1 protein-coding gene (only partly in view) is annotated in these 15,662 nt (G+C 75.8%); it reads left to right on the plus strand.

Going from position 1 to position 15,662, the window contains the following annotated elements:
* The first annotated feature begins 71 nt into the window (after positions 1-71).
* Positions 72-15,662: the 5' portion of a type I polyketide synthase gene (locus tag CLV71_RS49440; RefSeq protein ID WP_243866686.1), read on the plus strand. It continues 6,642 nt past the right edge of the window; only the first 15,591 of its 22,233 coding nucleotides appear in the window; it begins with the start codon at positions 72-74; its stop codon lies beyond the right edge, outside the window.

A 15,662-nucleotide genomic window follows, 5' to 3' on the forward strand; every position in this document is an offset into this window, starting at 1 on the left:
CGGCTCCCGCCGATCGAGACTGTACGGACGCGTGGCCTGCCGCCGTCGACAGTCCAGATGGGTGGGGTTGAATGGGCACCGAGGACAAACTCCGCGACTACCTGCGGCGGGCGAGCGCCGACCTGGTGCGGTCGCGGCAGCGGGTTCGGGAGCTGGAGGAGGCGAACCGCCAGCCGGTCGCGGTCGTGGCGATGGCCTGCCGCTACCCCGGCGGGGTCGCCGACCCTGCCGGGCTGTGGGACCTCGTGGCTACCGGCCGTGAGGGGATCTCCCCGTTCCCCACCGATCGGGGCTGGGACCTGGCGGCACTGCGGACCGAGGCGGCCACCGCGCACGGCGGCTTCCTCGACGGCGTCGCCGACTTCGACGCCGAACTGTTCGGCATCTCCCCGCGTGAGGCACTCGCCATGGACCCCCAGCAGCGGCTGCTGCTGGAGGTCACCTGGGAGGCGGTGGAGCGGGCCGGGCTGGACCCGACGGCGTTGCGTGGCAGCAGGACCGGCGTGTTCGTCGGTGGTTTCGCCCAGGAGTACGCGTCGGGCCTGCCGCGCGACGCGGAGGACTTCCGGTTGACCGGCAACACCACCAGCGTGTTGTCCGGGCGGCTCGCCTACGTGCTCGGCACCGAGGGACCCGCGGCGACCGTGGACACGGCGTGCTCGTCGTCGCTGGTGGCCCTGCACTGGGCGGTGCGCGCGCTGCGCACCCGGGAGTGCGACCACGCGCTCGTCGGCGGGGTGACCGTGATGTCGACGCCGACCATGTTCGTCGACTTCACCCGTCAGGGCGGCCTGTCCCCGGACGGGCGGTGCAAGGCGTTCGCCGACGCCGCGGCCGGCACCGGCTGGGCGGAGGGCGTCGGGGTCCTGGTCCTGATGCGGCTCGCCGACGCCCTGCGGGACGGCCACCGGGTGCTCGCCGTCGTGCGCGGTACCGCGGTCAACTCCGACGGCGCGTCCAACGGCCTCACCGCACCGAACGGGCCGTCGCAGCAGCGGGTCATCCGGGCGGCGCTGGCCGACGCGGGCCTCGCACCGTCCGACGTGGACGTCGTGGAGGCGCACGGCACCGGCACCACGCTGGGCGATCCCATCGAGGCACAGGCACTGCTGGCCACCTACGGCCAGGACCGCGAGCAGCCGCTGTGGTTGGGCTCGGTCAAGTCCAACATCGGCCACACCCAGGCCGCCGCGGGCGTCGCAGGGATCATCAAGATGGTCGAGGCGATGCGGCACGGCGTGCTGCCCGCGACCCTGCACGTCGACCGCCCGTCCACGAACGTCGACTGGTCCGAGGGCGCGGTGTCGCTGCTGACCGAGTCCGTGTCGTGGCCGCCGGTGGATCGTCCGCGCCGGGCCGGGGTGTCGTCGTTCGGGATCAGCGGCACCAACGCCCACGTCGTGCTCGAACAGGCACCCGAACCGGCCGAGCGGCCCGAGGACCCGGCGCCGGCCCTCGTCGGGGACACCGTGCCGTGGCTCGTCTCCGGGCACACGCCCGCCGCACTCGCCGCCCAGGCACGTCGGCTGCTCGACACCGACCTCACCGACGCCGCCGCGGTGGCCCGCGCGTTGCTGACCCGACCCCGGCTCGCGCACCGGGCGGTCGCGCTCGACCTCGCGGCACTGGGTGCCCTCGCGGCAGGCGAGGCCGCCGCGGGGCTCGTCACCGGGGCGGCCGACGGCGCGGGCAAGGTCGCGCTCGTCTTTCCCGGCCAGGGTTCGCAGTGGCCCGGCATGGGCCGTGGGCTGTGGGACGCCTCGCCGGTGTTCCGGGCCCGGCTGACCGAGTGCGCCGAGGCGCTCGGACCGTTCACGGACACGCCGGTGCTCGACGCCGTCCTCGGTGACACCGGCGACCTCGACCGGGTCGACGTCGTGCAGCCCGCGCTGTGGGCGATGATGGTGTCACTGGCCGAGGTGTGGCGTTCCCTCGGTGTCGTCCCGGCCGCCGTGGTCGGGCACAGCCAGGGGGAGATCGCCGCCGCGGTCGTCGCGGGTGGACTGTCGCTCGTGGACGGTGCGCGGGTGGTCGCCCTGCGTGCCAGGGCGATTCGCGACGGCCTCGCCGGTCGTGGCGGCATGCTGTCGGTGCCGTGGCCCCTCGGGCGGGTGCGTGTGCTCCTGGACGCGCATCCGGCGGTGTCGGTCGCCGCGATCAACGGGCCCGCGTCGGTGGTGGTCTCCGGTGACCGGGACGCGCTCGCCGCGGTCCACACCGAGCTGGCCGCGCGGGACGTGCGGGCCAGGTGGGTCGAGGTCGACTACGCGTCGCACTCCCCGCACGTGGCCGAGCTCGAGGAACGGCTCCTGTCCGACCTCGCCCCGGTCACACCGCTGTCCGGCACCGTCCCGTTCCTGTCCACGGTCACCGGTGACTGGCTGGACACCACGAACCTCGACGCCGCCTACTGGTACCGGAACCTGCGCCAGACCGTCCACTTCGGACCGGCCGTGGCGACGCTGCTCGGCCGGGGCTTCGGGTTCCTCGTCGAGACCAGCCCCCATCCCGTGCTGCGGCCGGGGATCGCCGCCGCCATCGAGGCCGAGGGCCGCGGCACCACGGTCGGCACGCTGCGACGCGACGACGGCGGCCAGGCCAGGCTGCTCACCTCACTGGCCGAGCTGCACACGGGCGGCGCCACCGTGGACTGGCGAGCCGCCGTGCCTGCGGGGGAGCCCGCCGAGCTGCCCACCTATGCCTTCCAGCGCCGCCGTTTCTGGCCCGCGCCGCGCCGACACGCCGCCACCGGCGGCCACCCGCTGCTGCCCACCGCGGTCGACCTCGCCGGGTCGCGGGCCACCGTGCTCACCGGCACCCTGTCCACCGAGACCCACCCGTGGCTCGCCGACCACACCGTGACCGGCGCCGTCCTGGTGCCCGGCGCAGCCGTGGTGGAGCTGGCACTGCACGCGGGTGACCGCGTCGGCCTCCCGCACCTGGCCGAGCTGACGCTGGACACGCCGCTGGTGCTCACCGGGGCGGTCGAGGTGCAGGTGGTCGTCGCGGACGAGGGCTCGGTGGAGATCCACTCCCGTCCCGCCGCCACGGACGCACCCTGGACCCGCCACGCCACGGGCACGCTCGACGCGTCGCCGGACCCGTTGCCGGGAGACGACGTCGTCGCCTGGCCGCCACCCGGCGCCGAGCCGGTCCCGGTCGCCGACCTCTACGACACCCTCGCCGCGACCGGATACGACTACGGCCCGGCCTTCCGGGGGCTCACCGCCGCCTGGCGCGCCGGCGCGACCGTGTTCGCCGAGGTCGCACTGCCCGACCCGACCGACGCCGACGGCTACGGCATCCACCCCGCCCTCCTCGACGCCGTCCTGCACCCCGTCGCGCTGACCGGAGACACGGTCGGCCTGCCCGGTCTGCCGTTCGCCTGGACCGGCGTGACCCTGCACGCCACCGGCGCCACCACGCTGCGGGTGCGGCTGACGCCGACCGCCGACGACTTCACCGTCACCGCCGCCGACCCCACCGGCGCCCCGGTGGTCACCGTGACCGGGCTGGCGCTGCGACCCGTGTCGGGCCTCGCCGAGGCCAGGGCGCGGGAGTCGCTGCTGCGGCTCGACTGGCTCCCCGCCGAACCCGGCCGCCACACCCACTGCGTCGTGCTCGGCGACGACCTGCTCGACCTCGGCCTCGACACCGTGCCGGACCTCGACGCCCTGCTCGCCGAGCCGCCGGGGGCGGTGGTGCTGCCGGTCCGCGCGGCCACCGCCGACACCGCCGCGGAGGCACACCTCCTCACCGCACGCGTGCTCGACCTGCTGCGTGCGTGGCCGGTCGGGGACCGCTTGGCGGACACCCGGCTGGTCGTGGTCACCCAGGACGCGATCCCCGCCGGCCCCGACGACATCACCGCCGACGTGGCCGCCGCGGCGGTGTGGGGCCTCGTGCGGGCCGCCCAGTCCGAGCACCCCGGCCGGTTCACGCTGGTCGACCTCGACGGCGAGGACACCTCGACCGCCGCCCTGCCCACGCTGGTCGACACGGGCGAGCCGCAACTCGTCGTGCGCCAGGGCAGGCCGCTGGCCGCCCGCCTGACCAGGGTCCTCGCCGCCGACCCGGAGCCGGTGGGCTGGGGCACGGGCACCGTCCTCGTCACCGGCGGCACGGGCGCGCTCGGCGCGGCACTGACCCGCCACCTCGTCGCCGCCCACGGCGTGCGGAGCCTGGTCCTCGTCGGCAGGCGGGGCACCGGCGTGGACGACCTCGTCGACGACCTCACCGCCGCAGGCGCGCGGGTGCGGGTGGTCGCCTGCGACGTCGCCGACCGTGCCGCCGTGGCCGACCTGCTGGCCGGGGTCGACGACCTGAGCGCCGTCGTGCACGCCGCGGGCGCGCTGGACGACGCGCTGGTCACCGACCTGACCCACGAGCAGCTCGCGACCGCGCTGCGGCCCAAGGTCGACGGCGCCTGGCACCTGCACGAGCTGACCCAGGACACCGACCTCGCCGCGTTCGTGCTGTTCTCCTCGATCGCGGGCGTGCTCGGCTCGGCCGGGCAGGCCAACTACGCCGCCGCCAACACCTTCCTGGACTCACTCGCCTTCCAGCGCCGCGGCCACGGCCTGCCCGCCCAGTCGCTGGCGTGGGGCCTGTGGGCCGAGCGCGGCGCCATGACCGGCCACCTCGACGAGCGTGCCGTCGACCGCCTCGCCGCGACCGGCCTGCGTCCGCTGCCCACCGAGGAAGCACTGGCCCTGTTCGACACCGCACTGGGCGTCGGCGAACCGATCCTCGTCCCGGCGGGCCTCGACACCACCGCCACGGACCACCCCGTGCTGCGCCACCTCGGCCGTGGCGCGGTCCGCCGCGCCGCCGCCGGACAGGCCGCCCCGGCAGGCGACGGCTTCGCGCGGCGGCTCGCCGGGCTCGGCGCGGCCGAACGCGAGCGGGCGCTCGTCGCCCTCGTCGCCACGCACGCCGCCGCCGTGCTCGGCTACGACGGCCCCGAACACGTGCCCGCCACCCGCGCGTTCCGTGAGCTGGGCTTCGACTCGCTGACCGCGGTCGACCTGCGCAACCGGCTCGCCGCCGCGACCGGGCTGCGGCTGCCCGCGACCGCGGTGTTCGACTACCCGACCGCCACCGCGCTGGCCGGTCTGCTGCGCACCGAGCTGTTCGGTGCCGCCGAGCCCAGCACCGCCGCGGTGTCCGAAGCCGACACCGACGACGACCCGGTGGTGATCGTCGGCATGGCCTGCCGGTACCCCGGCGGCGCCGACGGCCCGGACGGGCTGTGGCGGATGGTGTCCTGCGGCGTGGACGCGGTGACCGGGTTCCCCACCGACCGCGGCTGGGACCTCGACCGGCTCTACCACCCCGACCGCACCCACCAGGGCACCTCCTACACGCGCTCCGGCGGCTTCCTGCCCGGCGCCGCGGAGTTCGACGCCGCGTTCTTCGACATCCCGCCCCGCGAGGCACTCGCCATGCACCCGCAGCAGCGCCTGCTGCTGGAGGCGGCCTGGGAGGCGATCGAGCACGCCGGCCTGGACCCGCGGGCGTTGCGTGGCACGCGGACCGGCGTGTACGTCGGCGCCACGGGCCCCGCCTACGACCCGGCCACCGCGGAGGAACGCGCCCGGCTGGAGGGCCTGCGGGTCACCGGCACCGCCCCCAGTGTCATGTCCGGTCGCGTCGCGTACTTCCTCGGGCTGGAGGGCCCGGCCGTCACCATCGACACCTCGTGCTCCTCCTCGCTCGTGGCCCTCCACACCGCCGCGGGCGCGCTGCGTGCGGGGGAGTGCGGGATGGCGCTGGTCGGTGGCGTCACCGTCCTCACCGACCCCGGGCTGTTCGTGGAGTTCAGCAGGCAGGGCGCCCTGTCCCCGGACGGCCGCTGCCGCGCGTTCGCCGACGACGCCGAGGGCACCGGCTGGGCCGAGGGCGTCGGCATGCTCGTGGTCGAGCGGCTCTCCGCCGCCCGCGCGAACGGCCACCGCGTGTGGGCGGTGCTGCGTGGCTCGGCCGTGAACTCCGACGGCGCCTCCAACGGCATGACGGCCCCCAACGGTCCGTCTCAGCAACGGGTCATCCGTGCCGCGCTCGCCGACGCGGGCCTGTCACCGTCCGAGGTGGACGCCGTGGAGGCCCACGGCACCGGCACCACCCTCGGGGACCCGATCGAGCTGCAGGCACTGCTCGCGACCTACGGGCAGGACCGGGACGAGCCGTTGTGGTTGGGTTCGGTCAAGTCGAACATCGGGCACGCCCAGTGGGCGGCCGGGGTCGCCGGTGTCATCAAGATGGTCATGGCGCTGCACCACCGCCTGCTGCCCGCCACCCTGCACGCCGACAACCCGACCACCAGGGTCGACTGGTCGGCGGGTGCGGTGCGGCTGCTCACCGAGCCGGTGCCGTGGCCCGACGTCGACCGGCCGAGGCGGGCGGGGGTGTCGTCGTTCGGGATCAGTGGCACCAACGCACACGTGGTCATCGAGGAGCCGCCGGCCGAGCAGGCGCCGGACACGGCGACCGGGCCGGTGCCGCTGGTGCTCTCGGCCCGCACCGACACCGCGTTGCGTGCGCAGGCCGCCCGACTCCTGACCTGGCTCGACGAACATCCCGACGTGCCTGCCGCCGGCCGTGCCCTGCTGTCCCGGTCCGCGTTCGAACACCGTGCCGTGGTGGTCGGCGACGACCCGAGGCCCGGTCTTGCCGCGCTCGCCGCAGGACGGTCCGATCCGGCGCTCGTCGAGGGCCGTGCCGGTGCGCCGCGGCCGGTGGTGTTCGTCTTCCCGGGGCAGGGCGCGCAGTGGGTGGGCATGGCCCTCGACCTGCTGTCCGAGTCGCCGGTCTTCGCCGAGTCCCTGACCGCCTGCGACGAGGCCCTCTCCTACTACGTGTCGTGGTCGGTGTTCGACGTGCTGGGCGACGCGGACGCGTTGGCGCGTGTCGAGGTCGTGCAACCGGTGCTGTGGGCCGTGATGGTCTCCCTCGCCGCGGTGTGGCGGTCGCTCGGCGTCGAGCCGGACGCGGTCATCGGCCACTCCCAGGGGGAGATCGCCGCCGCGTGTGTCGCGGGTGGACTGTCTCTCGAGGACGGTGCGCGAGTGGTCGCGTTGCGGGCGCTGGCCATCGCCGAGGAGCTGGAAGGCCACGGCGGCATGGGTTCGGTGGCGCTCCCTGCCGCCGAGGTCGCCGAGCTGGTCGAGCGGCGCTGGCCCGGCCGGCTCTGCGTCGCCGCGGTCAACGGACCGGCGCAGGTCGCCGTCTCCGGCGAGGTCGACGCACTCGACGAACTGGTCGCCGACCTGACCGCGCGGGGGGTGCGGGCCAGGCGCATCCCGGTCAGCTACGCCTCGCACTGGCGCGGGGTCGAGGCCGTCGAGGCGCGGCTGGCCGACGTGCTGGCGCCGGTCGAGCCCGTGTCCGCGCCGGTCGCGTTCTACTCCGCGCTCGCCGGTGGCCGCCTCGACGCCACCGGGCTGGACGCCGCCTACTGGTACCGCAACCTGCGTGAGCCGGTCGCCTTCGACGACGCCGTGCGGGCCGCGCTCGCCGACGGGCACGGTGTGTTCGTCGAGCTGAGCCCGCATCCCGTGCTCACCGCCGGGCTCCGTGACATCGCCGAGGACGTGGGCGTCGAGGTCGCCGTCGCCGGGACGCTGCGCCGCGACGACGGCGGCATGGACCGGCTGCTGCACTCGGCCGCCGAGCTCGCCGTCCTCGGTCTCGCCGTCGACTGGGCCCCGCTGGTGGTGGGCGCGGGCCGGGCGCACCCGCCGACCTACGCCTTCGACCACGAGCACTACTGGGTCGCCCCGGGCGTGTCCGGCGACCCGGCCGACGAGCCGCTGTGGGCGGCGGTGGACCGCGCCGACTCCGCCGCGCTGGCCGAGCTGCTCGACCTCCCGGCCGACCGGGTCGAAGGGCTGCTGCCTGCGCTGTCGGCGTGGCGACGGGGGCGCACCGAGACGGCGACCCTGGACTCCTGGTGGTACCGCGAGGTCTGGCGTCCCGTGCCCGCCCGGGCCGCCGCGCTCTCCGGCACCTGGCTGCTCGTCACCGCCGACCCGACCGATCCCGTCGCCGCCACCCTGCGTGCCGCGGGTGCCGACGTCGAGATCGAGGTCCTCACCGCCGACGACGACCGCGCCACCGTCACCGCACGGCTCGCCGGCCGCGCGCCCGCCGGCGTGGTCTCCACCCTCGCGTCGGCGGCCCACCCGTACCCCGCCGAGCCGACGCTGCCCACCGGCCTGGCGCTGACCGTCCTGCTGGTCCAGGCACTCGCCGGGGTGGACGCGCCGCTGTGGTGCCTGACCACCGGCGCGGTCGCCGATCCGGCGCAGGCGCAGGTGGTCGGCCTCGGCCGCGTCGCCGCGCTGGAGCACCCGCGCCGGTTCGGCGGCCTCGTCGACCTGCCCGCCGACGCCGACCCGACGCTGCTCGCCGCCGCACTGACCGGGGACGAGGACCAGGTCACCATCCGCGGCGGCGGCCTGCACGCCCGCAGGCTCGTCCGCGCCACCCCGGCCAGGACTCGGACGTGGTCGCCGCGCGGCACGGTGCTCGTCACCGGCGGCACCGGCGCGCTCGGCCCGCACCTGTGCCGCTGGCTCGCCGCGCAGGGCGCCGAACACGTCGTGGTCACCAGCCGAAGCGGCACCGGCATCCCGGAACTCGCCGCCGAACTCGCCCGACAGGGCACCACGCTCACCCACGCCGCCTGCGACGTCGCCGACCGGGACGCGCTCGCCGACGTGCTTGCCGCACACGACATCCGGTCGGTCTTCCACGCCGCCGCCCGCACCGAACTCGGCTCGATCGACGGGTCGGAACTCGAAGACCTCGCGGCCGTCGTCGCGGCGAAGGTCGCGGGCGCGGTCAACCTCGACGCGCTGCTCGGCGACCGCGAGCTGGACGCGTTCGTCCTGTTCTCCTCCATCGCGGGCACCTGGGGCAGCGGCGACCACGCCGCCTACGCCGCCGCCAACGCCGCACTGGACGCCCTCGCCGAGAAGCGTCACGCGGCAGGCCGCACGGCGACCTCGATCCGGTGGGGCATCTGGGCCGACGAACGCACCATGGCCCGCGCGGACGTCGACCCGGAGCAGGTCCGCCGCAGCGGCCTGCCGTTCCTGGACGTGGACCTGGCGCTGGCCGCGCTGCGCCGCGCACTGGAGGCCGACGACCCCGCCCCCGTGGTCGCCGACGTCGACTGGCCCACGTTCCACGCCGTGTTCACCACGGGCCGCGAGAGCAGGCTCTTCGCCGAGATCCCCGACCTCGCCACGACGGCACCCACACCGACCGAGTCCGGGTTCGCCGCCGAACTACGCGCGGCCACCACGGCCGACCGGAACCGGGTCCTCCTGGAACTCGTGCGCACCGAGGCCGCCGCGGCACTCGGCCACCGGGGGAGCGACGCGGTGGACGCGGGACGGGCGTTCCGCGAGACCGGCATCGACTCGGTCACCGCCGTCGACCTGCGCAACCGGCTCGTCGCCCGCACGGGTGTCACCCTGCCGAGCACCGTCGTCTTCGACTTCCCCAGCCCGGCGGAACTGGCCGAGCACCTCCGGGTCCAGCTGACCGGCGAGGAGCGGAACCCCGCCCGCCCGGCCACGACGGCGGACCGCACCGACGACCCGATCGTGATCACCGGCATCGGCTGCCGCTTCCCCGGCGGGGTCGGTTCCCCGGACGACCTGTGGGACCTCGTCGCCTCGGGTGCCGACGTGATCGGCGACCTGCCCACCGACCGCGGCTGGGACATCGCCGGTGCCTACGACCCCGACCCGGACTGGCCCGGCAGCACCTATACGCTGCGCGGCGGGTTCCTCGACGCCGCGGGCGACTTCGACGCGGGCTTCTTCGGCATCTCCCCACGCGAGGCCCTCGCCATGGACCCGCAGCAGCGGCTGCTGCTGGAGGTGGCGTGGGAGGCACTCGAACGTGCCGGCATCGACCCGGCCACCCTGCGCGGCACCACGCTCGGCGTGTTCGTCGGCGCCGCCTACCAGCACTACGCGACCGGCGTGCTCACCAACGAGGACGGCTACGAGGCACACCTGCTCACCGGCCGGGCCACGAGCATCCTGTCCGGCAGGCTCGCCTACCTGCTCGGCACCGAGGGCCCCGCGCTCACCCTCGACACCGGCTGCTCGTCGGCTTTGGTCGCGCTGCACCTCGCCGTGCGGGCCGTGCGGTCCGGCGACTGCGACCGCGCGCTCGCCGGCGGGGCGACCGTCATGACCTCCTTGGAGACCCTGACCGGGTTCAGCAGGCAGCGGGCGCTGTCGGTGGACGGGCGGTGCAAGGCGTTCGCCGAGTCCGCCGACGGGTTCGGCATGTCCGAGGGTGTCGGCCTCATGGTCGTGGAGCGGCTGTCCGACGCCCGTCGCCACGGCCACCCCGTGCTGGCCGTGGTGCGTGGCACGGCGACGAACTCCGACGGCGCGTCCAACGGCATGACCGCCCCCAACGGCCAGGCGCAGCGACGGGTCCTGCGTGCCGCGCTCGCCGACGCGGGCCTGGCACCGTCCGAGGTGGACGCCGTGGAGGCGCACGGGACCGGCACGGCACTCGGTGACCCCATCGAGGCGTCGGCGCTGCTCGCCACCTACGGGCAGGGCCGCGACGAGCCGCTGTGGCTCGGCTCGGTGAAGTCCAACATCGGGCACACCCAGCACGCCGCGGGTGTCGCGGGCATCGTGAAGGCGGCGCTGGCGATGCGTCACGGCGTGCTGCCCGCGACCCTGCACGTCGACGCGCCCTCCTCGCACGTCGACTGGTCCTCCGGCGCGGTGGCGCTGCTCACCGGCGAGCGCCCGTGGCCGTCGGTGGACCGGCCGCGCCGGGTCGGGGTCTCGTCGTTCGGGATCAGCGGCACCAACGCACACGTGATCCTGGAACAGGTCCCCGCTGCCGGGCCGGTGCCGCCCGCCGAACCGGTGCTGGCGGTCACGCCGTGGGTGCTGTCCGGCAGGACCGAGGACGCCCTGCGTGACCAGGCCGCCCGGTTGCGTGGCGTGGCAGGGGATCCCGCGTCGGTGGCGGCCACTTTGTTGACACGCGGTCGTTTCGAGCGTCGCGCGGTGGTGGTCGGCGACCGTGCCGAACGGGTCCGGGCGCTGGACGCGCTCGCGGCGGGTGGCGTCGACCCGGCCGCCGTCACGGGTGCTGTCGCCGGCACGCCGGGTGACGTCGTGTTCGTGTTCCCCGGACAGGGCGCGCAGTGGGTGGGCATGGCTCGGGATCTTCTCGGCGAGTCGCCGGTGTTCGCGGCGGCCATGGCGGAGTGCCGGGAGGCGTTGGCGGGTTTCGTGCCGTGGTCGGTGTTCGACGTGCTCGACGACGCGGACGCGTTGGCCCGCGTGGACATCGTGCAGCCCGTGCTGTGGGCGGTGATGGTGTCCCTCGCGCGGACGTGGGTCGCGCTGGGCGTGACGCCCGCCGCGGTGATCGGGCACTCGCAGGGTGAGATCGCGGCGGCCTGCGTGTCCGGCGCACTGTCGCTTGTGGACGGCGCGCGGGTGGTGTGCCTGCGCAGCAGGGCCATCGCCGAGGTGCTCGACGGCCGGGGCGGCATGGCGTCGGTGGCGCTGCCGCTGTCCGGGATCGAGGGGAGGCTGGGGGAGCGGGTCGCGGTCGCCGCGGTCAACGGACCTTCGGCGGTCGTGCTGTCCGGGGACGTCGACGCGCTCGACGCTCTCGTCGCCGAGCTGGTCGCCGAAGGTGTGCGGGCCAGGCGCATCCCGGTCAGCTACGCGTCGCACTGGCCGGGCGTGGACGCCGTCGAGGAACGGCTCGCCGACGACCTCGCCGGTCTCGCCCCCGCCGCGGCGCCGGTCGCGTTCTACTCCGCCGTCGAGGGCGGCCGGATCGACACCACCGGGCTCGACGCCGCCTACTGGTTCCGGAACCTGCGCGGGCGCGTGGACTTCCAGGGCGCCGTCGCGGCCGCGGTCGCCGAAGGTCACTCGGTGTTCGTCGAGGTGAGCCCGCATCCCGTGCTGGCGTTGAGCGTGCAGGAGACCGCGGGCGACACGGCCGTGGCGACCGGGACCCTGCGCCGCGACGAGGGCGGTGCCGTGCGGTTCGCCCGCTCGGCCGCCGAGCTGCACACCAGGGGCGTGCCCGTGCGCTGGGAAGCCGTGTGCACGGCGACGGACCGCGTCGAGCTGCCCACGTATGCCTTCCAGCACCGGCGTTTCTGGCCGGTGCCCGACCTCGCCGACGGCGTGGACGCCTGGCGCTACCGGGTTTCCTGGACCCGGGTCCGGCTCCCGGCCGCACCGGCACGGGGTCGCTGGCTGCTGGTCACCGCCCCGGGCGACCCGGCCGACGACCTCGTCGCCGCGCTCGGTGACCCGGACCGGGTCGAGGGCACCGACCGCGCCGAGCTGGCCGCCGCACTCGCGGGCCGAGTCCCGGACGGCGTGCTGTCCACGCTGCCGACCGCCGCGACGACCGCCGCACTGGTCCAGGCGCTCGGCGACACCGGCATCAGCGCACCGCTGTGGTGCGTCACCCGGGGCGCCGTCGCCACCGGACCCGACGATCGCGCCCCGGATCCCGACCGCGCCGCCGTCTGGGGACTGGGCCGGGTCGTCGCACTGGAACACCCCGACCGCTGGGGCGGCCTCGTGGACGTCGGCGCCGACCCCCACCGGCTCCCGCGGGTCCTCACCGGAACGGAAAACGAGGTCGCCCTGCGTGGTGACCACGTGCTCGCCCGCAGGCTGGTCCGCGCCCCGGCCGGACCGACGGTGCGTGACGTCGGCGTGGGTACCGTGCTGGTCACCGGCGGCACCGGGGCGCTCGGCACGCACGTGGCCCGCCGGTTCGCCGCCGCGGGTGCCGAGCGGATCGTGCTGGCCGGCCGCCGGGGCGAGGACGCACCCGGCGCCACCGCACTGCGGGACGAGCTGTCGGGCACCGACGTGGTGTTCGCCGCCTGCGACGTCACCGACCGCGCCGCCCTCGCCGCGCTGCTCGCCGCGCACCCGCCGACCGTCGTCGTCCACGCCGCCGGGGTCCTCGACGACGGTCTCGTCGACAGCCTCACCCCCGACCGGTTCGCCGACGTGTGGGCCGCCAAGGTCGAGGCGGCCCGGCACCTCGACGAGCTGACCCGCGACCACGACCTCGCCGCGTTCGTCCTGTTCACCTCGATGGCAGGCGTGGTCGGCAACCCGGGTCAGGGCAACTACGCCGCCGCCAACGCCGCACTGGACGCCCTCGCCCAGGCACGCCGGTCCGCGGGCCTGCCCGCCACCGCCGTCGCCTGGGGCCGGTGGGCCGAGATCGGCATGGCCACCGACCTCGCCGCGGTCACGCAAGGCGCACGCCGCGACGGGTTCCGGCCCATGGCCGCGGACCGGGCCGTCGCCGCCCTGTGGACCGCGATCGAGTCCGATGACACCGCGGTCGCCGTCGCCGACATCGACTGGACCCGCTGGCGCGACGCGGCCACCCGACCGAGTTCGGCCCAGCTCGTCGGCGACCTGCTCCCCGCCGCGCCGGCCGCGGTCGAGCAGGTGGACCGGCGCGACCCCGCCGAGTACCGCCGCGTGCTGCTCGCCACCGTGCGCGAGCGGGCGGCGGCCGTGCTCGGCCACGACGACCCGGCCGCCGTCGGCCCCGACACCCGCTTCCGCGACCTCGGGTTCGACTCGGTCACCGCGCTCGAGTTCCGCAACGCCCTCGCCGCCGCACTCGGTCTCGCCGTGTCCGCCACCGCCGTCTTCGACCACCCCACCCCGGCCGCCCTCGCCACCCACCTCGCCGGGGGAACGGACACCGCGACCCCGGTGCGTGCCGTCGACGTCGCGGACGACCCGGTGGTCATCGTCGGCCTCGCCTGCCGGCTCCCCGGCGGCGTGCGCACCCCGGAGCAGTACTGGACGCTCCTGGCGGAGGGCCGCGACGCGATCACCCCGTTCCCCACCGACCGCGGCTGGTCGGCGGCGGACCTGCGCGACAGCGCCACCCGGGCCGGCGGCTTCCTCACCGGCGCGGGCGAGTTCGACGCGGCGTTCTTCGGCATCTCACCCCGCGAGGCGCTGGCCATGGACCCGCAGCAGCGGCTGCTGCTCGAGACCACCTGGGAGGCGCTCGAACACGCCGGGATCGACCCGTACGCGCTGCGTGGCGGGCCGACCGGGGTGTTCGTCGGCACGAACGGCGAGGACTACAGCCGCCTGCTGCTCGGCTCGGCCGTCGAGGCGGACGGGCACGTCGGCACCGGCAGCGCGAGCAGCGTCGTGTCCGGCCGCGTCGCCTACACGCTGGGCCTGGAAGGGCCCGCGGTCACCGTGGACACGGCGTGCTCGTCGTCGCTCGTCGCACTCCACCTCGCCGCGCAGTCGGTGCGCTCGGGCGAGTCGTCGCTCGCGGTGGTCGGTGGCGTGTCGGTGCTGTCGACCCCGTGGGTGTTCACCGAGTTCAGCAGGCAGGGGCTGCTCAGCGCGGACGGGCGGTGCCGGGCGTTCGGCGACGGCGCGGACGGCACGGCGTGGGCCGAGGGTGTCGGAGTCGTCGTGGTGGAGCGGCTGTCGGACGCGCGGCGCAACGGCCACGAGGTGCTGGCCGTGGTCCGCGGTTCGGCCGTGAACTCCGACGGCGCGTCGAACGGCCTGACCGCGCCGAACGGGCCGTCGCAGCAGCGGGTCATCCTGCAGGCGCTGGCGAACGCGGGTCTTCGCCCGTCCGAGGTGGACGTCGTCGAGGCCCACGGGACCGGGACGACGCTCGGTGACCCCATCGAGGCGCAGGCGCTCCTCGCGACCTACGGGCAGGACCGGGCCGAGCCGCTGCTCGTCGGGTCGGTGAAGTCCAACCTCGGGCACACCCAGGCCGCGGCGGGCATGGCCGGCGTGATCAAGATGGTGCTCGCCATGCGGCACGGGGTCGTGCCGCCGACGCTGCACGCGGGCACGCCGTCGTCACACGTGGACTGGTCGGCCGGTGCGGTGTCGCTGGTGACCGAGCCGGTGACGTGGCCGGAGACCGGGCGTGCGCGGCGCGCGGGCGTGTCGTCCTTCGGGGTCAGCGGCACCAACGCCCACGTCGTCCTCGACCAGCTGCCCTCGGCGCCGCCGGAGCCGGTCGCCGAGCCCGCGGTCGTGCCGTGGGTGGTCTCCGCACGCACCGGGGCGGCCCTGCGTCGCCAGGTCGAGCGGGTCGCCACAGCGGATGCCAGACCGGTGGACGTCGGGCGCACCCTCGCGGGGCGCACCCGGTTCGCGCACCGGGCCGTGCTGCTGAACGGGACCGAGGTGGCGGCCGGGGAGGCAGGCGACGGCGGGCTGGCGTTCGTGTTCGCCGGGCAGGGCAGCCACCGGGTCGGCATGGGCCTCGGGCTCGCCGCCCGGTACCCGGTGTTCGCCGCCGCGCTCGACGACGTCGCCGCGCTCGGCGGTCCGCTGCTCGACCAGCCACTGCACACCGTGCTGGGCAGCGCCGAGCTGCTCGACCGCACCGAGTACGCCCAGCCCGCCCTGTTCGCCGTCGAGGTGGCATCGGCGCGGCTGCTGGCGTCCTGGGGCGTGCGGCCCGACGTGGTGGTCGGCCACTCCCTCGGCGAGCTCGCCGCCGCGCACGTCGCGGGCGCACTCACCCTCGACGACGCCGTCCGGCTCGTGGTCGCCAGAGGAGCGCTGATGGGTGCGCTGCCGACGGCCGGTGCCATGGCGGCG

The organism is Actinophytocola oryzae (genome assembly GCF_004364325.1).
Taxonomy (GTDB): domain Bacteria; phylum Actinomycetota; class Actinomycetes; order Mycobacteriales; family Pseudonocardiaceae; genus Actinophytocola; species Actinophytocola oryzae.